The sequence below is a fragment of the Streptomyces sp. NPDC043685 genome, assembly GCF_056436585.1.
This window is the reverse complement of the sequence record NZ_JBWKCH010000002.1, coordinates 16,529-37,894: the sequence shown is the minus strand read 5'-3', so window position 1 is coordinate 37,894 and position 21,366 is coordinate 16,529. Positions and strand designations below refer to the sequence as shown.

At 71.5% G+C, this 21,366-nt stretch carries 14 protein-coding genes; 7 read left to right on the top strand and 7 right to left on the bottom strand.

The features are described from left to right. Positions 1–60 precede the first annotated feature (60 nt). Positions 61–1,041, top strand: a complete 981-nt coding sequence (galE, locus tag AC0665_RS04915) for a UDP-glucose 4-epimerase GalE (protein ID WP_478704437.1) — start codon at positions 61–63, stop codon at positions 1,039–1,041. Between the two features lie 277 nt (positions 1,042–1,318). Here galE and AC0665_RS04910 read toward each other — a convergent pair whose 3' ends face one another. Beyond that, positions 1,319–1,945: a TetR/AcrR family transcriptional regulator gene (locus AC0665_RS04910; protein ID WP_478601825.1), complete on the bottom strand. Its 627-nt coding sequence runs from the start codon at positions 1,943–1,945 to the stop codon at positions 1,319–1,321. Between the two features lie 186 nt (positions 1,946–2,131). Here AC0665_RS04910 and AC0665_RS04905 point away from each other — a divergent pair, with 186 nt between their 5' ends. The 4 genes from AC0665_RS04905 to AC0665_RS04890 all read left to right on the top strand — a co-directional run bounded on the left by AC0665_RS04905 (position 2,132) and on the right by AC0665_RS04890 (position 7,785). Continuing rightward, complete coding sequence (locus tag AC0665_RS04905) at positions 2,132–3,049, top strand: ABC transporter permease (protein WP_363122218.1); 918 nt, start codon at positions 2,132–2,134, stop codon at positions 3,047–3,049. Further along, a complete protein-coding gene (locus AC0665_RS04900; protein WP_468409727.1) occupies positions 3,042–3,866 on the top strand; it encodes an ABC transporter ATP-binding protein in 825 nt (274 codons plus the stop codon). The genes AC0665_RS04905 and AC0665_RS04900 overlap by 8 nt, the downstream gene beginning before the upstream one ends. A gap of 80 nt (positions 3,867–3,946) precedes the next feature. Further along, positions 3,947–6,142 carry a CDP-glycerol glycerophosphotransferase family protein gene (locus AC0665_RS04895; protein ID WP_478704436.1) on the top strand — a complete coding sequence of 732 codons (2,196 nt, stop codon included), beginning with the start codon at positions 3,947–3,949 and terminating at the stop codon, positions 6,140–6,142. Then, positions 6,139–7,785 carry a glycosyltransferase family 2 protein gene (locus AC0665_RS04890; RefSeq protein ID WP_478704435.1) on the top strand — a complete coding sequence of 549 codons (1,647 nt, stop codon included), beginning with the start codon at positions 6,139–6,141 and terminating at the stop codon, positions 7,783–7,785. The genes AC0665_RS04895 and AC0665_RS04890 overlap by 4 nt, the downstream gene beginning before the upstream one ends. 123 nt (positions 7,786–7,908) lie before the next feature. Here AC0665_RS04890 and AC0665_RS04885 read toward each other — a convergent pair whose 3' ends face one another. The 5 genes from AC0665_RS04885 to AC0665_RS04865 all read right to left on the bottom strand — a co-directional run bounded on the left by AC0665_RS04885 (position 7,909) and on the right by AC0665_RS04865 (position 16,293). Beyond that, complete coding sequence (locus AC0665_RS04885; protein WP_478704434.1) at positions 7,909–9,378, bottom strand: hypothetical protein; 1,470 nt, start codon at positions 9,376–9,378, stop codon at positions 7,909–7,911. Further along, complete coding sequence (locus tag AC0665_RS04880; RefSeq protein ID WP_478601813.1) at positions 9,362–9,517, bottom strand: hypothetical protein; 156 nt, start codon at positions 9,515–9,517, stop codon at positions 9,362–9,364. The genes AC0665_RS04885 and AC0665_RS04880 overlap by 17 nt, the downstream gene beginning before the upstream one ends. 114 nt (positions 9,518–9,631) lie before the next feature. Beyond that, the gene (locus AC0665_RS04875; protein ID WP_478601810.1) at positions 9,632–14,584 is read right to left on the bottom strand and encodes an NAD-glutamate dehydrogenase; all 4,953 of its coding nucleotides are present in this window, start codon (positions 14,582–14,584) and stop codon (positions 9,632–9,634) included. A gap of 459 nt (positions 14,585–15,043) precedes the next feature. Further along, the gene (locus AC0665_RS04870) at positions 15,044–15,709 is read right to left on the bottom strand and encodes an HAD family hydrolase (RefSeq protein ID WP_478508152.1); all 666 of its coding nucleotides are present in this window, start codon (positions 15,707–15,709) and stop codon (positions 15,044–15,046) included. A gap of 68 nt (positions 15,710–15,777) precedes the next feature. Continuing rightward, a complete protein-coding gene (locus AC0665_RS04865) occupies positions 15,778–16,293 on the bottom strand; it encodes a DUF6912 family protein (protein WP_468633201.1) in 516 nt (171 codons plus the stop codon). 830 nt (positions 16,294–17,123) lie between these two features. On the opposite strand from AC0665_RS04865, the gene AC0665_RS04860 reads away from it, so the two are divergent. Then, a complete protein-coding gene (locus AC0665_RS04860) occupies positions 17,124–17,549 on the top strand; it encodes an Rv3235 family protein (RefSeq protein WP_478601806.1) in 426 nt (141 codons plus the stop codon). A gap of 67 nt (positions 17,550–17,616) precedes the next feature. On the opposite strand, the gene secA is transcribed toward AC0665_RS04860, so the two are convergent. After that, complete coding sequence (secA, locus tag AC0665_RS04855) at positions 17,617–20,463, bottom strand: preprotein translocase subunit SecA (protein ID WP_468409744.1); 2,847 nt, start codon at positions 20,461–20,463, stop codon at positions 17,617–17,619. A gap of 298 nt (positions 20,464–20,761) precedes the next feature. On the opposite strand from secA, the gene AC0665_RS04850 reads away from it, so the two are divergent. Further along, on the top strand, positions 20,762–21,328 hold the full coding sequence (locus AC0665_RS04850; RefSeq protein ID WP_478601803.1) for a GNAT family N-acetyltransferase: 567 nt from the start codon (positions 20,762–20,764) through the stop codon (positions 21,326–21,328). Positions 21,329–21,366 lie beyond the last annotated feature (38 nt).

Genomic DNA, 21,366 nt, shown 5'->3' with positions numbered 1-21,366 from the left:
GACCACGACGGATCAGCGCACAGCACCACCACGGGTCAACTGACGAGGGGACGGCCGCACATGACCTGGTTGATCACCGGCGGCGCCGGCTACATCGGCGCGCACGTCGTACGGGCGATGACCGTGGCGGGGGAACGGGCGGTGGTGTACGACGACCTGTCCACCGGCATCGCCGAGCGCGTGCCCGACGGGGTGCCGCTGGTGGTGGGCTCGACCCTGGACGCCGAGCGGCTCGCCCGCGCCCTGGTGGACCACGCGGTCACCGGCGTCGTCCATCTCGCGGCGAAGAAGCAGGTGGGCGAGTCGGTCGACCTGCCGCTGCACTACTACCGGGAGAACGTCGAGGGCCTGCGGGTCCTGCTGGACGCGGTGACGGCGGCGCGGGTGCCGTCCTTCGTCTTCTCCTCCTCGGCGGCGGTGTACGGCATGCCGGACGTGGACCTGGTCACGGAGGAGACGCCGTGCGCGCCCATGTCGCCGTACGGCGAGACCAAGCTGGCCGGCGAGTGGCTGGTCCGCGCGACGGGCCGGGCGACCGGGCTGTCGACGGCGTGCCTGCGCTACTTCAACGTGGCGGGCGCCGCGAGCCCGGAGCTCGCGGACACCGGGGTGTTCAACCTTGTGCCCATGGTCTTCGAGAAGCTCACGGAGGACGCGCCGCCGCGGATCTTCGGTGACGACTACCCGACTCCGGACGGCACCTGCGTGCGGGACTACATCCACGTCGTCGACCTGGCCGAGGCCCATGTCGCGGCGGCCCGCGTCCTGAGCTCCTCCCCCGGCCGCGGCCTCACGCTCAACATCGGCCGGGGCGAGGGCGTCTCCGTGCGCGAGATGATCGACCGCATCAACGAGGTCACCGGCCACGACCGGCCCCCCACTGTCGCCCCCCGGCGCCCGGGCGACCCGGCCCGCGTGGTCGCCTCCGCCGACCGGGCGGCCACGGAGCTGGGCTGGAAGGCCCGACACGACGTCCGGGACATGATCACCTCAGCGTGGGAGGGATGGCTGCGACTCCATCCGGAGTCGAAGCGAGACTGACCCACCGGAGCCCGACGCGCCTCCGCGGACGCGAGCCCGGCGCGCCAGCCCGAACCCCCCGGCGCCTGCCGGGCCCGCCCGAGCGCGGTCCACACCCGCCGGGGCCCGGCCCGGACCCGGGACAGGGCAGACCTGCCCGCGCCCCCGCACGTCCGCCGCGGCCCGCCCGCGCGCGGGGCGCGCGCCCCCGGAAGCGGTCGTCGTCCCGCGGCCTCGCACCCCGGCCGCCGTCGCGGCCTCCCCGCGCGGCCCCCACCAGCGCCGCCGAGGCGGCGGCCTACAGCGCCTTCAGGCCCTCCGACGTGGCCCGGGCCAGCGTGTCCAGGTAGCCCTTGGGGAGTTTCGGGGTGCGGATCACCACCGAGCGCCAGTACAGCGGACCGGAGATCAGGTCGAGGGCCAGCTCGTGGTCGACGCCCGCGCGGAGTTCGCCGCGGCGCTCCGCCGCCGTCACGATGCCCGTGGCGACGCCGTCCTGGCCCTCGCGCAGGGCCTTCTGCAGGGCCTCGGCGATGTCGGGGTTGCGAGCCGCCTCGGCCTGGAGGTCGGGGATGATCTGCGAGGCGACGGGGTGGCGCAGGGCGCGGGACGTCACCTCGTAGAGCAGCCGCAGGTCGCCCTCGAGGGAGCCGGTGTCCGGCGCGGGCAGGCCCTGCACGGCGAGCGCCGAGACGATGTCGAGCACCAGGTGCAGCTTGGAGCGCCAGCGGCGGTAGACCGCCGTCTTCCCGACGCCCGCCCGGCGTGCGATCCCCTCGATGGACATCCGCGCGTAGCCGACGGCCGCGAGTTCCTCGAAGACGGCCGCCCGGATCGCTTCCGTCACGTCCTCCCGCAGTACGGCGGCCCCCGCGGGGGCCCGGCGGCGCGGCGGCTGCTGGGGCTCGTCGGGCTTCGTCGTCATGCCGACAGCATAGGGCGTCACGACGAAACGGTTGCGTTCCGACGCTCGGCCGTCGTACGCTCCCGTTACGACGATACGGTCCCGTCCCGACGTAAGAATCCGTGAAGAGTCCGGTAAAAGTCCACCACTGCCCTTGCTCTTCGCGACCCCAGGTCCCACCCCTCCCCCCGAGCGAAAGCAGCGGATGTGAGTACGGTCCTCCACACACCGCCCCAGTCCCCGGCACCGGTCCCGGCCGACGACCTCGCGGCCCTCGCCGCCCGCCACGGCCTGGCCGTCAGCGGCGCCCGGCCCTCCCTGCCCGAGTACGTGCGCCAGCTGTGGGCCCGCCGCCACTTCATCACCGCGTTCGCCACCGCCAAGCTCACCGCCCAGTACAGCCAGGCGAAACTCGGCCAGGTCTGGCAGGTGATGACCCCGCTGCTGAACGCGGCGGTCTACTACTTCATCTTCGGCGTGCTGCTCGGCACCAAGCACGGCGTGCCGGACTACATCCCGTTCCTGGTCACCGGCGTGTTCATCTGGACGTTCACGCAGAGCTCGATCATGGCGGGCACCCGGGCCATCTCCGGCAACCTCGGCCTGGTCCGCGCCCTGCACTTCCCGCGCGCCGCGCTGCCGCTGTCCTTCTGCCTCCAGCAGCTCCAGCAGCTGCTGTTCTCGATGGCGGCCCTGGTCGTCATCCTGCTCTGCTTCGGCGTGCCGGTCGGGGTGTCCTGGCTGCTGGCGCTGCCGGCGCTGTTCCTCCAGTTCACCTTCAACGCGGGCGTCTCCATGGTCATGGCCCGGATGGGTGCCAAGACCCCCGACATCGCACAGCTGATGCCGTTCGTGCTGCGCACCTGGATGTATGTCTCGGGTGTCATGTGGAGCATCGACAAGCTGGCGCAGAAGGACAGCCTGCCCCACGTGGTGACCATCGCCCTGGCCGCCAACCCGGCCGCCGTCTACATCGACCTGATGCGCTTCGCCCTGATCGACAGCTTCCACGCCGGCCAGCTCCCCGCTCACGTGTGGGCGATCGCCGTCGGCTGGGCGCTGGTCGCCGGCGTCGGCGGCTTCATCTACTTCTGGAAGGCTGAGGAGACGTACGGCCGTGGCTGAGCACCCGAGCGAGAAGATCCCCACCGTCATCGCTGACGGCGTCGACATCGTCTACCGCGTCAACGGCACCGGCGCCGGACGCGGCTCCGCGACCGCCGCCCTCAACCGCATCGTGCGCCGCAAGCAGACCGAGAAGGCCTCCGGCGTGCGTCGGGTGCACGCCGTGAAGAACGTGTCCTTCGTGGCGTACCGGGGTGAGGCCATCGGCCTGATCGGCACCAACGGCTCCGGCAAGTCGACCCTGCTGAAGGCCGTCGCCGGACTCCTGCCCGTCGAGAACGGCCACATCTACACCGACGGCCAGCCTTCCCTGCTCGGCGTGAACGCGGCCCTGATGAACGACCTGACCGGCGAGCGCAACGTGCACCTCGGCGGCCTGGCCATGGGCATGTCCCGCGAGCAGGTCAAGGAGCGCTACCAGGAGATCGTCGACTTCTCCGGCATCAACGAGAAGGGCGACTTCATCACGCTGCCGATGCGGACGTACTCCTCCGGCATGGCCGCCCGGCTGCGGTTCTCCATCGCCGCCGCCAAGGACCACGACGTGCTGCTGATCGACGAGGCCCTGGCCACCGGCGACCGCTCCTTCCAGAAGCGCTCCGAGGCGCGCATCCGCGAGCTGCGCAAGCACGCCGGCACGGTGTTCCTGGTCAGCCACAACAACAAGTCGATCCGCGACACCTGCGACCGCGTGCTGTGGCTGGAGCGCGGGGAACTGCGCATGGACGGCCCGACCGACGACGTCCTCAAGGAGTACGAGGCGTTCACCGGCGACAAGGCCGCCAAGCCGAAGCCCAAGGCCGCCGTTCCCTCGTGAGGCCCACCCGGTCGGCCCTTTCGTCCCATTGATGGCAGCATGACCGCATACGGTGCACGCTGCGAGAGGGGGTCCCCGGGATGGCCGAACTCAGTGTCATCGTCCACGGGCCGAACGTTCAGGACCATCTGACGGAACTCCTCGACTCCCTCGCCGCCCATCCCCTGCCGGACGCCGAGGTGATCGTGGCCGCGGTCGGCGACTGGGCCCGGGAGACCGCCGAGCGGCACACCCCGGACGTCCAGGTCGTGCCGCTTGCGGACGGCGCCGGCGATCCGGCGGCCCGGGCGGCGGGCGCGGCCCGGGCGTCCGGCCGCTGGCTGCACTTCGTCCACGCCAAGGACGGCCTGCCCGCCGGCACCCCGCGCACGGTCGCGGAGCGGGTGGCCGAGCTCCCCGGCGAGGTCGACGTCCTCCTGCTGGACCACGTCCGCAGCACCTGGCACACCTCCGGCATGCCCTCCCCGGACGGCCCGCTCCTCGCCCGGGCGGGCCGCGCCGACCTCGCCCTCGACGACTGCGCGCCCCTGCTGCGGCTCACCCCGCTGCTCGGCACCCGCGTGCTGCGCGCCGGCTTCTGGCGGGCGCACGAGTCACGGCTCAGCACCGAGGACGAACCGTACGCCGCCCTGGCCGCCCTGCTGCTCGCCGAGCGCGTCGCCTGCCTGCCGCATGTCGCCTACGAGGACCGCCGGCTGCGCCCCGCGAGCCTGCCCCCGGTCACGCCCGAGCAGCGCTACGGCCTCGTCGAGCGCTACGAGTCGCTCCTCGGACTCACCCGCGACCGGCGCCCCGTGCACACCGTGCTCTATGACGTCATGGTCCGCGACTGCCTGCGCACCTTCGCGCGCGGCGGCATGCCGGAGGAGGTCGCACGGGAGTTCTTCCGCCGGGCGTCCCTGGCCGCCCTGCGCCACCGCCCCGAGGGCTACCGCCACCCGGGCGGGCTCGAAGGCGTCCGCCGCTCCCTGCTGGAGGAGGGCGCCTACGCGAAGTACCGGGCCTTCCAGGCCGTCAACCGCACCCGCCGCACCGCCAGGTCGGCCGTACGGGCCCGGAAGCGCCAGGCCGGTGCCATGCTCCGCGACCACCAGTACCGCAGGGCGCTCGGCCGCCCGGTCAACCCGCACCTCGCGGTGTTCTCGGCGTACTGGAACCGCGGCGTCGCCTGCAACCCGGCCGCGATCGCCGCCAAGCTCACCGAACTCGCCCCGCAGATCCACCCGGTGTGGGTGGTCACGCAGGAGAACGCGGCGCTGCTGCCGCCCGGCACCGACCACGTGGTGCCCGGCAGCCGCCGCTACTGGGAGGTGCTGGCGACCGCCAAGTACCTCGTCAACAACGTCAACTTCCCCAACGCGGTGGTCAAACGCCCCGACGCGATTCACGTCCAGACCCACCACGGCACGCCCCTGAAGCGCATGGGCATCGACCAGATGGCGTTCCCGGCCGCCGCGCAGGGCCTGGACTTCCGGGCGCTGCTGGAGCGCATCGACAAGTGGGACTTCAGCGTCTCGGCCAACAGCCACACCACCCGTATGTGGGAGCGCGCGTACCCGTCGCGCTACGTCTCCCTGGACCACGGGTATCCGCGCAACGACGTCTACTACACGGCCGGCGCAGGTGAGATCCGCGCGGTCCGCGACCGGCTCGGCATCGCCCGGGGACGCCGGGCGGTCCTCTACGCGCCCACCCACCGCGACTACGAGGCCGGCTGGACCCCGCGCCTGGACCTCGCCACCCTCGCCGACCGCCTGGGCGAGGACACGGTCCTGCTCGTGCGCGGCCACTACTTCTACGGCGGCGCCGCCTCCCCGCTCACCAACCTGCGCCGCAGCGGCCGGATCGTCGACGTCTCCTCCTACGACCCGGTCGAGGAGCTGTGCCTGGCGGCGGACGCCCTGGTCACGGACTACTCCTCGATCATGTTCGACTACGCCAACCTCGACCGGCCGATCGTGATCTACGCCGACGACTGGGAGACGTACCGCACGACCCGAGGCGTCTACTTCGACCTGATGGACCAGGCCCCGGGCCCGGTCGCCCGCACCCAGCAGGAGCTGACGGAGATCCTCACCACCGAGGCCTGGCGCGACGAGAACGCGGCGAAGACCCGGGCCGTCTTCCGACGCCGGTTCTGCGAGTACGACGACGGACGCGCCGCCGAACGCGTCGTGCGCCGGGTCTTCCTCGGCCAGGACGAACGGGACCTGCCGCCGGTGCTGCCGGTCGAGGAGCGCACCCCGGCCCCGACCCCGCAGGAGGCGACCGCATGAGCACCCCCGACGTCACCGTGACGGTCATCGTCTACAACGACGCCGAACGGCTCACCCGCGCGGTCGACTCGGTCCGCCGCCAGACCCACACCGACATCGAGATCATCATCAGCGACGACCACTCCACCGACGAAACCCCGGCGGTGGCGCAGCGGCTGGCGGCCCGGGACCCCCGCGTCCGCCACCTCCGCCTGGAGCGCAACAGCGGCGGTTGCAGCGTCCCCCGCAACCGCGCGCTGCGGATCGCCCGTGCCCCGTTCCTGATGTTCCTCGACAGCGACGACGAACTCCCCGAGAACGCCGTCGCAACTCTGCTCGCCGCGCACCGCGAACGCGAGATCGACTTCGCCATGGGCGCGGTGGAACGGATCCGCGTGGACAACGGCCGCCGCTCGACGTGGATGCCGCACCTGGTCGCCGAGCGGCGCACCCTCGACGGCATCGAGGCGGACCCGCGGCTGCTGTTCGAGCACCTGTCGACGAGCAAGATGTATGCCCGCGCCTTCCTCGACCGGCACGGCCTGCGCTTCCCCGAGGGCATCCACTACGAGGACCAGCTGTTCTCGGCCCAGGCGTACTGCCTGGCCAAGAGCTTCACGATCGTCCCCGAGCCGGTCTACCGCTGGTACGTGGCGCCCTTCGCGGCCTCCGAGACGGCCTCCATATCCAACCAGCGGCACAAGCTCGCCAACGTCCGGGACCGGGTTCACGTCCAGCGGCTCATCGACGCGTTCCTGGCCGAGAGCGGGCACGAGTCGCTGCGCGAGGACAAGGACCACAAGTTCCTCAAGCACGACTTCCGCATGTACGCCGGTGACCTGCCGTACCGCGACGACGCCTGGCTGACGTCCTTCGCCGACATCGTCACGCCCTACCTCGACACGCTCACCCCGGGCGCGTTCGCCCGCCTCCCGCGTGCCGAACGCGTCGTCCTCCAGCTGATCCGCGACCGGCGGCTGCCGGAGGCCCGCCTCGCGGCCCGGGGTCTGGGGCACGGAGTCGGACCGCGGCGCGTGGTCACCGACGCGGACGGCCGCACCTACTGGGGCGACCGGGTCCCCGACTCCGAGTGGTCACGCCGCGAACTGGACGTCTCCGACCTGGAACTGGCGACCCGTCCCTTCCCGAGCGCCCAGTTCCGCCACGAGATCACGGAGATCACCCGCGGCCCGGGCGCCGCGATCGACCTCACCGTCCGCACGTACGACCCGGCGCTGCGGCTTCCGGTCGGGCCGCAGCGCGCCACGCTCCTCATCGCCCCGGGCGGCCGCCGGCTCAGCGTCCCCTTCCGCCTCTCCCCCGTCCGCCCCGGCCTCTTCGAGGGCCACGCCCACCTCGACCTCGGGGCTGCCGCGCTCCCCCTCCAGGGCTTCGCGGGGATCCGCCACCCGCTGCTGCGCCTCCAGCACCAGGGCCTGTCCCACACGGGTCTGCTGCTGGCGCCCCTGGCCTTCCCGACGCTGACGACCCGCCTCCCGTCCCACCGCCTGACGGTGGAACCGGAGGGGCACGGCCCGGGCCGCCTCCAGGTCCGCTGGGAACCGGTGGGACTGACGGCGAGAGTGATCCGCCCGACGGTACGCAGGCTGGCCCGCCCGAGGGTGAAACGGGCAGCGAGGCTGGTGGCGAGCGCGTTGCGGTAGCCACCCGGCTGCGGGCACGTGTGCCGCCGGGGGCGGCACAGGGGTGGGCGGCTGCGAGGGTGGGCGGCTCCAGCGGCGGGTGGCTGCCCCGGCCGCCACCCCGCAGCACCCCTCAGCACCCCGCTAACGCTCCACCGCGTACAGCACCTGCCCCTCCGGCCCCCGAGCCACCTCCCGCAATCCCGCTCCCCCGGTCCCGCCCGCCGTGTCCACCACCCACCGCACCCCGTACTCCCGCAGAATCTCCCGCCGCTCCGTCCCCGGCGTGCCCTCCGCGAAGTACCTCCGCACCGCCCCCTCACGCCGCCGCTCGTCCGGCAGGAAGAAGTCCGGATACCCGGGCGCCACCGTGTACGCCCCGTACGCCGGGATCTGCCTGGCCGGCCGGCCCTCCCGCGCCATCACCACATCCCCGTACCGCACCCAGCGCGTCATCCAGTGGTACCCCGCCCACGGCCGCCGGTACCTCTCCGCGACGGCCTCCGGCAGGTGCCGCGGCTCGACGACGTACCCGACGGCCCCCGCCTGCGTCCACGCCCCGATCGCCAGCGCCGCGCCCAGCACGCACGCCCACCCCGTCCGCACCGCACGCAGCCCGGCCTCGCACACCTCCACGGCCGCCGCGAGCTGCGCCGGAATCAGCACCGCCGGCAGCGCCCGCCCCCAGGAGTAGTGACCGCCGACCCCGCCGGCCGTCACCACCGCGACACCCAGCACGAAGAACAGCACCAGCGGGTCCCACCGGTCGCGCCCCGCCCGCGCCCCCAGCGCCACTACCCCGATCAGCACCAGCCAGTACCGCCCGAGCAGGTCCTCGTACAACGGCCGGTGCACCGCCTCCAGCCCGTCCCCCGCTCCGAACAGCGCGAAGAAGTCGTAGTACGGCCAGAGCGCCAGCACCCCGAGCCCCACCACCAGTGCGCCGCCGAGCCGGAGCCGGACCCGCCGGTCCGGCCGGGCGGCCACCACCGTCGCGGCCGCCCCCAGGGACGCCACCACCCCGGAGAACTGGTGACACAGCAGGACGACCGCCCACAGCACTCCCAGCCCGAGCCACGCGCCCCACCCGGCACCGGCGCGCACCGCCTGCCCCAGCCACGCCCAGAGGTGGAAGGCCAGCCCGAGCGCGAAGAGGCTCGGGTACGACACCGTCAGAGCCAGCGAGTCGAGCCCGTAGAAGCCGCTCCACTTGAACACGGCCGTCCCCCACAGGAACAGCAGGCTCAGCAGGGCCAGCGCGGGCGCGGCCCGGTGCCCGGTCAAGGTCCGTACATACCGCCACACGCCCGTGACCAGCAGCACGAGCCCGGCCAGCGCACCGAGCCGCAGCACGACGAAGACCGACAGGCCGCTGACCCGGGCGACACAGCCGAGCACCAGCATCCAGGGCGAGTAGTACGGGCTCGGCGTGTCCGCGTCGACCAGCGGATCGCCCGGGTCGACCGGGTCGTGCCGCAGGCGCTGGAGCGTCGCCGCGTGCATGCCGAGGTCACCGGCCCAGGGCAGCCGGACGATGACCAGGAGCAGCAGCAGGAGGACCACCGCGGCGGCGGCCTGCGCGGCGGCGACGGCCGGTCTAGGCGCGGCGCGCATCGTGCCCGAACACCCAGGTCCGTTGGACGAGGAAGCGGAAGGCGGAGGCCAGCACGATGGACACCGCCTGGAGAACGACTCGCTTGACCGGGAGGGCGGGGGCGGCGGCCGCCCGCTCCTCGGAGAGGTTCACAGTCACGCCCCAAGCCTTAGCCGGATTCGGTGAGTCCTCCAGTCGAATCGCCCTGAGGCGGGCCAAGAGGAGGCGCCCCGGGCCGGAAACCGGCCCGGGGCGCCCGTCACGCCGTACGTGCTAGGAGTGCGTGCGCAGCAGCGTCCTCATCGTGCGCATCGCCACCGACAGGTTGGCGAGGTCGAACGCGTCGGACGACTGGATCTCCTCCAGGGTGCTGCGGGCCCGGCCGAGGATCGCCGCGTTCTTCTGCTCCCACGCCTTGTAGCGCTGCTCGGGCGTCGAGGCGCCGTCGCCCACCGCCAGGACGTCGGCGGTCAGCGCCGCGTGGGCCGCGTAGAGGTCCTCACGGATGGCCGCGCGGGCCATGGACTGCCAGCGGTCGGAGCGGGGCAGCTCGATGATGCGGTCCATCAGCTGGGTGATGCGCAGCCGGTCGGCGAGGTCGTAGTACACCTCGGCCACGTCCAGCGGCTCGCGGCCCATGCGGTCGGCGATCGAGACGATGTCGAGCGTCGGGAAGGCCGAGGAGAAGCCCGCCACCCGGGTGGCGAGTTCCTCCGGGACGCCGGCGCCCGTCAGCTCGTCGTAGATCTTCTGGTACCACTCCAGGTCGGCGCCGCGCAGCAGCTTGGGCAGCTGCCCCCAGACCTGCTCAACCCGTTCGGCGAAGAAGTCGACGGTCCCGGCGAGCTCCAGCGGCTGCGGCCGGTTGTTGAGCAGCCAGCGCGTGCCGCGCTCCACCAGGCGGCGGGCGTGCAGCCGGATGCGCGTCTGGACCTCGGCCTCGACCTTGTTGTCGAGCGCCTCGACCCCGTCCCACACCGGGGACTGGCGGAAGATCGCCCGGGCCGCGGTCTGCGCCCGCACGATCTCCTCCAGCGACGCGCCGGTCTCCTCGCGCAGGCGGTGCAGGTAGGTCGTGCCGCCCGTGTTGACCGTGTCGTTCACCAGGACCGTCGTGGTGATCTCGCGGCGCAGCGGGTGGCTGACCAGGTGCTCGGGGAACTGCTCGCGCAGCTCCTTCGGGAAGTAGGCGTGCAGCAGCGTGCTGAGGTACGGGTCGTCCGGCAGCGAGGTGTGCAGCAGCTCCTCGGCGACCGTGATCTTCGTGTACGCCAGCAGTACGGCCGTCTCCGGGCCCGTCAGGCCCTGGCCCTGGGCGAGCCGCTCGCGGATCTGCCGGTCGGTGGGCAGGAACTCCAGCGCCCGGTCCAGGTGCCCCTCCCTGACCAGGTGCTTCATGAAGCGCTGCTGGGCGTGGAGCATGGCGCTGGACTGGGCCAGGGCGTTGGCGATGGCCGTGTTCTGCGCGTAGTTGTTGCGCAGCACCAGGTGGCCGACCTCGTCGGTCATGTCGGCGAGCAGCTTGTTGCGCTGCTTGACGGTCATGTCGCCGTCCCGGACCAGGCCGTTGAGCAGGATCTTGATGTTCACCTCGTGGTCGGAGGTGTCCACGCCCGCGCTGTTGTCGATGGCGTCGGTGTTGATCCGCCCGCCGTGCAGCGCGAACTCGATCCGGCCGAGCTGGGTCAGGCCCAGGTTGCCGCCCTCGCCGACCACCTTGACGCGCAGGTCCATGCCGTCGACGCGGATGGCGTCGTTGGCCTTGTCGCCGACGTCGGCGTTGGACTCGGCCGAGGACTTCACGTACGTGCCGATGCCGCCGTTCCACAGCAGGTCCACCGGCGCGTGGAGGATGGCCTTCATCAGGTCGGCCGGGGTCAGCTTGGTGACCTTGGCCTCGATGCCGAGGGCCTCGCGGATGTGCGCGTTGACCGGGATCGCCTTGGCCGTGCGCGGGAAGATGCCGCCGCCGGCCGACAGCAGTTCCTTGTTGTAGTCCTCCCAGCTGGAGCGGGGCAGCTCGAACAGGCGGCGGCGCTCGGCATAGGAGGTGGCGGCGTCCGGGTTCGGGTCGATGAAGATGTGCCGGTGGTCGAAGGCGGCGACGAGGCGGATGTGCTCGGAGAGCAGCATGCCGTTGCCGAAGACGTCACCGGACATGTCGCCGATGCCGACGACCGTGAAGTCCTCGCTCTGGGTGTCCACGCCCATGTCGCGGAAGTGCCGCTTGACGGACTCCCAGGCGCCGCGGGCGGTGATGCCCATGCCCTTGTGGTCGTAGCCGGCGGAGCCGCCGGAGGCGAAGGCGTCGCCGAGCCAGAAGTTGTACTTCTCCGCGACCTCGTTGGCGATGTCGGAGAAGGTCGCGGTGCCCTTGTCGGCGGCGACGACGAGGTAGGTGTCGTCCTCGTCGTGGCGGACGACGTCCGCGGGCGGGACGACCTCGCCGGCGACCATGTTGTCGGTGATGTCGAGCAGCGCCGAGATGAACGTCTTGTAGCTGGCGATGCCCTCGGCCATCCACGCGTCGCGGTCGACGCTCGGGTCGGGCAGCTGCTTGGCGACGAAGCCGCCCTTGGCGCCGACCGGCACGATGACGGTGTTCTTCACCATCTGCGCCTTGACCAGGCCGAGGATCTCGGTGCGGAAGTCCTCACGCCGGTCGGACCAGCGCAGACCACCGCGGGCGACCTTGCCGAAGCGCAGGTGCACGCCCTCGACGCGCGGCGAGTACACCCAGATCTCGAACGCCGGGCGCGGTGCCGGAAGGTCGGGGATGGCCTGCGGGTCGAACTTCATGGAGACGTAGTCGTGCGGCTTGCCGCCCGCGGCCTCCTGGAAGAAGTTGGTCCGCAGGGTCGCCTTGATGACGGTGAGGAAGGACCGCAGGATCCGGTCCTCGTCGAGCGAGGCCACCTGGTCGAGGGCCGCGTCGACCTCCTCCAGCAGCGCGTCCACGATCTCGTGCCCGGCGCGCTGCCGGTCCGGCGACATCCGCGCCTCGAACAGGGAGACGAGCAGCCGGGTGGTGTGGACGTTGTTGCGGAGGGTGTCCTCCATGTAGTCCTGGCTGAACGTCGACGCCGCCTGGCGCAGGTACTTGGCGTACGCGCGCAGCACCACGGCCTGGCGCCAGGTCAGCCCGGCGCTCAGCACGAGGGCGTTGAAGCCGTCGTTCTCCGCCTTGCCGGTCCAGGTGGCGGCGAAGGCGTCCTGGAAGCGCTCGCGGGCGTCGTCGCCGAAGTGGTCCCCAACGCCGTTCGCGCGGGGCATGCGCAGTCCGAAGTCGTAGATCCAGGCCACGCTGCGGTCCGAGCAGCGCAGCTCGTACGGCCGCTCGTCGACGACCTCGACCCCGAGCCGGTTGAGGACCGGGAGCACGGCCGACAGGGAGATCGCGTCACCCGTGCGGTAGATCTTGAAGCGGCGCTCCTCGGGGGCGGCGCCCACCGGCTCGTACAGGCTGAGCGCGAAGTCCTTGCCCTCCTCGGCGTTCAGCTGCTCGAGGTGGACGAGGTCGGCGACCGCGGCGCGCGGGTTGTGGTCGGCCTTGTAGCCCTCCGGGAAGGCGTGCGCGTACCGGCGCATGGCTTCGGCCGCGTGCTCCTCGCCGAGCTCGGCGTTGAGCGCCTCGGCGAAGGCGTCCTCCCAGGAGCGGGCGGCCTCCACCAGCCGGGCCTCGATGCGCTCCTTGTCGGAGTCGGACAGCTCCGGCAGCTCGGTGCCCTGCGGGACGCGGACCACGAAGTGCAGCCGGGACAGGATCGACTCGGTGTTCCAGGCCGTGAAGTCGACGCTGATGCCGCCGAGCTCCTCCTTCAGGATCTCGATGATCCTCAGGCGCACGGCCGTGGTGTAGCGGTCGCGCGGGAGGTAGACCAGGGCGGAGTAGTAGCGCCCGTACTCGTCCTGGCGCAGGTAGAGCCGGAGGCGCCTGCGCTCCTGGAGGTAGAGGACGGAGGTGACGATGGAGCGCAGCTCGTCGACCGGGGTCTGGAAGAGCTCGTCGCGCGGGTACGTCTCCAGGATCTGCGTCAGGTCCCTGCCGTCGTGGCTGTTGGGCGAGAACCCGGCACGCTCCAGGACCTCCTCGACCTTGCGGCGGATGACCGGGACCCGGCGCACGGACTCGGTGTAGGCGGCGGAGGAGAACAGCCCGAGGAACCGCCGCTCACCGACGACGTTGCCCTCGGCGTCGAACTTCTTGACGCCGATGTAGTCCAGGTACGACGGGCGGTGCACGGTCGCGCGGCTGTTCGCCTTGGTCAGGACGAGCAGCTTGTGCTCGCGCGCCTTGGCCCGGGCGTCGGCGGGCAGCCGCTCGAAGGACGGGCTGACCGGGTGGCTCTCCTCACCGGCGTGCTGCGGGTCCGCGCGCAGTATGCCGAGACCGGTGCCGGGCACGGCGGCCAGGGAGTCGTCGTCGCGCAGCTGGTACTCGCGGTAGCCGAGGAACGTGAAGTGGTCGTCGGCCAGCCAGCGCAGCAGCTCGCGGGCCTCCTCGACCTGGGGGCCGGGCAGGTCACCGGGGATGGGCTCGTCCGGCAGCCCCTCCGCCAGCCGGGTCGCCGCCTCCCGCATCTTGCCCCAGTCCTCGACGGCCTCACGGGCGTCGGACAGCACGCGCAGCAGGTCGGCGGTGATCTGCTTCAGATCGGCCCGGTCGGTCTCGCGGTCGATCTCGACATGGATCCACGACTCGACGTGGGCGTCGTGCGGCAGCTCGCCGATGGCCGGGGTCGACAGGACCTCGATCAGTTTGCCGGTGACATCGCGCCGCACGACGAACTGCGGGTGGATGACGACGTGGATCCCACGCCCCTGCCGCGTCAGCTCATTGGTGACGGAGTCGACGAGGAAGGGCATGTCGTCGGTGACGACCTCGACCACGGAGTGGCTGCAGGTCCACCCGTTCTCCTCCACCGTGGGCGTGTGCACCCGCACGTTGGCCGTGCCCTGGGGGCGGTTCTCGGCCAGCCGGTAGTGCGACACGGCGGCTCCGAAGACATCGACCGGGTCGCGGTCGGTGAGGTCCTCGGGGGCCGTGTGCAGGTAGTAACGCTGGAGGAACGTGAGGAGGGTCTCGCGGTCCGGGGCCTCTTGGGCGTCTGGGGTCTCCTCGCCCGTCGACCCGGTCGGTAGGTGCCCCCCGACCGGGCTGTTCTCAGCTACCCGGGCGGCCCTCTCGAGCAGCTCGGCCTTGGCTTCGTCCAGCTTGGTCTGCATTGTCCTCTGGCTCCTGTCGCGCGCCGTTGCGTGACGTAGAAGGAAGTACGGCCTCTGCGCTTACGACCTCACGTCGTGACACGGGGTATCCGGTCTGTTCCGACGCTATGCCGCAAGGTGAGATGAGCGGGGGTGTCTGAGCCAATCTTGAGCCACGCCACCGATGTGACGCTGCTCTCTGCGACGCCCGGGTACGGGTGATGCTCGGCGTCCCGGGAGTCCTCGATGCCACGTCCCGCCCGCGAAGACCAGCGACTGCCGCCCGGTCACGGATGTCGTCCGTGCTCTCCGGGCGCAAGGCAGGGACGACGGCGTCCCCGCGAACTATCGCGCTGATCACGCCACCAAGGCTATCGCTCCTTACAGGCACCGCGTCATGAGCCGTATGTGTACAAAACCAGCCCTGGAAGTTTGACGTTCTGCACAGTGCCGCCACGGGGTGCCATCGGCGGGTCCCGATCAGGCCGCGAGTCTCTCGGCCTCCGCGACCGCTTCCTCCAGCGTGTCCACCACGGGCACGCCGACCGCTTCCAGACTCACCCGACTGTGCGACCCGCCGGTGTACAGCACGGCCCGGGCGCCCACGTGGAGCGCGGCCACCGCGTCGTCGGCGGCGTCCCCGATCACCACGGTCCGCTCCGGCGCCACCCCGCTCAGCGACGCCAGGTGGCGCACCATGTGCTCGGCCTTGCTGCCGCCCGACGGCCCGGTGCGGCCGTCCACCCGTATGAAGTGCGGCTCGATCCCGAAGCCCCGCACCAGCGGAACGAGCTCCTCGTGCACGTACATGCTCAGGATCGACTGGCTGCGGCCCGACGAGCGCCAGCCGGCCAGCAGCTCCACGGCCCCCGCCGTCAGCCCGCACGCCGTCCGGTGCTCGGCGTAGTACCGGTGGAAGATGTCGTCCATGGCCAGCCACTCGGCCTCGGTCGGCAGCCGCCCCATCAGCCGCTCGTAGAACTTCGGCACCGGCACGCAGTACAGCTCCCGGTACTTCTCCAGCGTCAGCGGCTCCAGGCCCAGCTCGGCGAAGGCCGCGTTCGTCGCCCCGATGATCGCGTCGATGTCGTGGAACAGCGTCCCGTTCCAGTCCCAGACAATGTGCGCGCCCGTCTTCGTCCCCATGCCCGAAAACGTACCCGCCCGCACTGACAATCAAGAGAGCGGTGACTCAACGCGCCCCCTCGGCCGTGTCAGGCCCCGGCACCCACGAGGTTCGGGATCTCCTGTGTGGCGAACCACAGCAGCTCGTGGTCCTCCGCCCCGTCCACGACGAACTGCGCGTCGCCGTCGCCGCCGTCCGCCGCCGGCAGCGCCTCGGCGGCCGCCGCCACATCGGTCTCGGCGTCCGCCGCGTCGACATGCACCGACGCCGCCTTGCCCAGCCGTAGCGGGCCCGCGACCCGCACCTCGCCCAGCGCCGCCGGGTCGAGCCCGCGGCCGGGATCCGCGCTCGCGGCCCGGTCGGCCACGTCGACGGCGACCACGACCCGGCGCCGCGGCGCCTCCGGCTCGGCCGCCAGCAGCCGCAGCGAGGCGAGCGCGGCCCGGCCGAGCGCCGCGTACTCCAGCTCCTCGATGTCGTCGGAGACGTACCACTCGCGCAGCGCGGGCGTCACGGCGTAGGCGACGAACGGCCCGGCTCCCAGCTCACCCGTCCTGTGGGCCTCGGCGAGACCGGGGAGGGTCAGGGGCACGTAGACACGCATGGCTGGCCGCTTTCGTGGTCGTGGTCGGAGAGCTCCAAACGGCCTTCAGGATACGTGCGGGGCGTCCCCTTTCGAGTCCCGCCCCGAGCCGCCGGACGCGTCCACCCCGGGCCGGGAATTCACCCGGTCCACCCCCACGCCCCTGGGCTCCGCACCCTCGACATCACCCTGATAGGTGAACCTTTCCGGCGCTCGCGACCCGAGCCCCGCCTCCTTGCCGCCGCCCCCGTCCGCCCCGTACAAGATCAGCGACCCGAAGTTACTCCCCGGTATCCACCGGACCCACGAAACGGGGACCCCCCATGCGCAAGGTCATGACCAGGACCCGCCACCGCCTCACCCCCCACCCATCCGCGAGGCCCACGGACGGGACGACTCCACGCCCTCCCTCGCTGCCCACCGGCCAGGGGGCGGGACAGTCTCCCGCGGACAGCCCGCGGCCCCCGGCCGCCGACGCGCCCAACGGTCCTGACCGCGGCACCCTCAGCGCCCGCAGCGCCACCGGCACCTGCAGCCCCGTCACGGACACCGCATCCCGCACGCCCGGCGACAACCGAGCCGCGCTCTTCATCCCGATCGGCACCGGCACCGCACCGTCCCTCCCCTCCGGCGCCCGCGCCGGGCGATCCCTCCCCGCCGCCGCGGCGGCACCACCGCGTTCGCCCGGCGGCGGCCGCACGCGTCCCGCGGCGGCCGGGGGCCGTCCGCCGGTTTCCCAGCGCTCCAGGAGCCCCCGTACGCGTCCGGCCGACACGCGTCCACCCACGCCCTCCGCGACCCGCTCCGCACCCCGCACAGCCCCTCGCAGGGCCGCGGAGGACACCACCCGGGTGCACACGGGCGTCACTCCGCCGGGCTCCGAAGAGAGCGCCCCGCGCGTCCCCGCCCAGGGCTCCGCTCGGGCGGCGGTTCCCCAGCCCCTGCCCACCGACGTCTTCGCCGACCTCCTCGTCGCCGTGCTGAGCGGGCACCGCCCCGTCCACTCGATGCTCCGCCACACCCGCGGTCGCGCCTACGACGAACTGGCCTGGCTGGCGGAACGCGGCCCCCTGCGCACCCGCGGCGCCCGCCCCGTCGTGCGGGACATCGGCTACTTCGAGCCCCGCCCGGGCGCCATCGAGGCCTTCGCCCGCATCGGCGCCGGCGACCGGCTGCGCGCCATGGCCTTCCGCCTGGAGCTGGGCCAGGACCTCCGCTGGCGCTGCACGGCGGTGGAACTCGGCGGCCCCCGCCCACCCCGCCCGGCGTACGAGTGAGGGCGCCGAAACAGAGGGGCCGGACACCCTCAGGTGTCCGGCCCCTCACATCGCTACGCGGCAGGCGTCACTTCTTGCGGCGCCCGCGGCTGCGCGCCTGCTTGCGACGCTCCGCACGCGTCAGGCCGTCGGCCTCGGAACGCACCGGCTCGCCGTCCTCGGTGAAGTCGCCCTCGATGGTGCCGCCCTCGCCGTCGACCGTCGGCGCGGAGAAGTGGAGGTTGCGCCGCTGCGGCACGTCGAGGCCCTTGGCACGGATCTCCGGGCGGGAGCCCGCCTGCGCCGGCACCGCGTCGTGCTTCTCCAGGTCGGCCACCGGCTTGGTGTCCTCGACCGGGACCTCCTCGACCTGCTGCTCGACCTGGACCTCCAGGTTGAACAGGTAGCCGACGGACTCCTCCTTGATGCCCTCCATCATGGCGGTGAACATGTCGAAGCCCTCGCGCTGGTACTCGACCAGGGGGTCCTTCTGCGCCATGGCGCGCAGGCCGATGCCCTCCTGGAGGTAGTCCATCTCGTAGAGGTGCTCGCGCCACTTGCGGTCGAGGACCGACAGCACGACCCGGCGCTCCAGCTCACGCATGATCTCGGAGCCGAGCTGCGCCTCACGCGCCTGGTACTGCTCGTGGATGTCGTCCTTGATGGAGTCACCGATGAACTCGGCGGTCAGACCGGCGCGGTCACCGGCCGCCTCCTCCAGCTCCTCGACCGTGACATTGCACGGGTAGAGCTGCTTGAACGCGCCCCACAGCCGGTCGAGGTCCCAGTCCTCCGGGAAGCCCTCGGCGGTCTCGGCCTGGACATAGGCGTCGATGGTGTCGTCCATGAAGTGCTGGATCTGCTCGTGCAGGTCCTCGCCCTCCAGGACGCGGCGCCGCTCGCCGTAGATGACCTCGCGCTGACGGTTGAGGACCTCGTCGTACTTCAGGACGTTCTTGCGGGTCTCGAAGTTCTGCTGCTCGACCTGCGACTGGGCGGAGGCGATCGCGCGCGTGACCATCTTGTTCTCGATCGGCACGTCGTCCGGGACGTTCGCCATCGACATCACGCGCTCGACCATCTGCGCCTTGAACAGCCGCATCAGGTCGTCGCCGAGGGAGAGGTAGAAGCGGGACTCGCCGGGGTCGCCCTGACGGCCGGAACGACCGCGCAGCTGGTTGTCGATGCGCCGCGACTCGTGCCGCTCGGTGCCGAGCACATAGAGGCCGCCGAGCCTTTCGACCTCTTCCTTCTCCGCCTTGACGGCCTTCTCGGCCCGCTCGAGCGCCTCCGGCAGGGCCTGCGCCCACTCCTCGATGTGCTCCTCGGGGTCGAGACCGCGCTGGCGCAGCTCCGCGTCGGCGAGGTCCTCGGGGTTGCCGCCGAGCTTGATGTCCGTACCACGGCCGGCCATGTTCGTGGCCACCGTGACCGAACCCTTGCGGCCGGCCTGGGCGACGATCGTCGCCTCCCGGTCGTGCTGCTTGGCGTTGAGCACCTCGTGCTGGATGCCGCGCTTGCTGAGCTGCTGCGAGAGGTACTCGGACTTCTCGACGGAGGTGGTGCCGACGAGGATCGGCTGGCCCTTGCGGTGCTTCTCCTCGATGTCGTCGACGACCGCCTCGAACTTGGCGACCTCGGTCCGGTAGATCAGGTCCGACTGGTCCTTGCGGACCATGGGCCGGTTGGTCGGGATCGGCACCACGCCGAGCTTGTAGATCTGGTGGAACTCGGCGGCCTCGGTCATGGCCGTACCGGTCATGCCGCACAGACCGGGCTGTTCCTTGCCGCTGTGGTCGTGGCGCTTGTAGAGACGGAAGAAGTTCTGCAGCGTGATCGTGGCGAGCGTCTGGTTCTCGTCCTTGATCGGCACCGCTTCCTTGGCCTCGATCGCCTGGTGCATGCCCTCGTTGTAGCGGCGGCCCGCGAGGATACGTCCGGTGTGCTCGTCGACGATCATGACCTCGTCGTCGATGATGACGTAGTCCTTGTCCTTCTTGAAGAGCTCCTTGGCCTTGATGGCGTTGTTCAGGTAGCCCACCAGCGGGGTGTTCACCGACTCGTAGAGGTTGTCGATGCCCAGCCAGTCCTCGACCTTGGCGACACCCGACTCGTGGATGGCGACCGTGCGCTTCTTCTCGTCGACGTCGTAGTCGCCGGTCTCCTCGATGCCCTTGAGCGGCTGGCCGGCCTCGCCGCGCTTGAGGCGCTTCACCAGCTTCGCGAAGTCCCCGTACCACTTGGTGGCCTGGTCTGCCGGGCCGGAGATGATCAGCGGCGTACGGGCCTCGTCGATGAGGATGGAGTCGACCTCGTCGACGATGGCGAAGTTGTGGCCGCGCTGGACGAGCTCGTCCTGGGACCACGCCATGTTGTCGCGGAGGTAGTCGAAGCCGAACTCGTTGTTCGTGCCGTACGTGATGTCGCAGGCGTACTGCTGGCGGCGCTGAGCCGGCGTCATGTTGGCGAGGATGCAGCCGACCTCCAGCCCCAGGAACCGGTGGACGCGGCCCATCATCTCGGAGTCACGCTCGGCCAGGTAGTCGTTGACCGTGATGATGTGGACGCCCTTGCCGGACAGCGCGTTGAGGTAAGCCGGCAGCGTGCCGACGAGGGTCTTGCCCTCACCGGTCTTCATCTCGGCGACGTACCCCATGTGCAGGGCCGCGCCACCCATCATCTGCACGTCGTAGTGACGCTGGCCGAGGACGCGCTTGGCGGCCTCGCGGACGGTGGCGAAGGCCTCGGGCAGCAGGTCGTCCAGGGTCTCGCCGTCGGCGTAGCGCTGCTTGTACTCATCGGTGAGGGCGCGCAGCTCGGCGTCGGAGAGGTCGACGAAGTCCTCTTCGATGGAGTTGACCTGGTCCGCGATGCGGTGCAGCTTGCGCAGGATCTTGCCTTCGCCTGCACGCATGATCTTCGAGAGGACGGACACGGGGGTTGGTCTCCTTGCCGGTCGGGCCTGGGACGGTCGGTTACCACTTGACTTACTGAGCAACGGCCATCGTATGCGAGGACCCCACCGCGCCGGGAGGGCCTGCCGTGACGGCGACCGTCCGTTGCTTCCATTCTGATTCACGTCTGCTTCACAGGGGACAACGTCCGGCCCCCTCGGATGGTGCCGCACCCCCCTCGGCCGAATTGCACGAAGCGCGATGACCTCCTCACCCACCGCACGGGGCACTCACCGCACACCGATGACATGGAGACCGGCCTGCGCGCACAATCGGCCGATGGACCCCGTCACCCTCACCACGGACCGCCTGCTGCTGCGCACGGTGGGCCCCCAGGACACCGACGCCGTGTACGAGGCCTGTCAGGACCCCGACATCCAGCGCTGGACCACGATCCCCTCGCCCTACCTGCGCGAGCACGCCGAGAACTTCACGGAGCGCCTGGCCCCGGACGGCTGGGCGGACGGCTCCATGTTCACCTTCGGCGTCTTCCCGCACTCCGGAGAACTGGCGGGGATGCTCGGGATCACGATGCGCGCCCCGGGCATGGGCGAGATCGGCTTCTGGGCCGCGCACCGGCACCGCGCCAACGGCTATATCACCGAAGCCGCCCTGACCGTCTGCCGCTGGTCGTTCACCCGCGCCGCACTCGACCGCGTCGAATGGCGCGCGGAGGTGGGCAACCGCGCGTCCCGCGCGGTGGCGGAACGAGCGGGCTTCACGATCGAGGGCACGCTGCGCTCCGCGACGAACAACAAGGGAGTACGCCGCGACACCTGGGTGGGCTCCCTGCTCCCCTCGGACCTGGGCCTTCCGTCGACGGCCCCGTATCTGCCGGCCCGCTGACGGCTCGGCCCAGCCGGCGAATCCACAGGTCTCTCCGT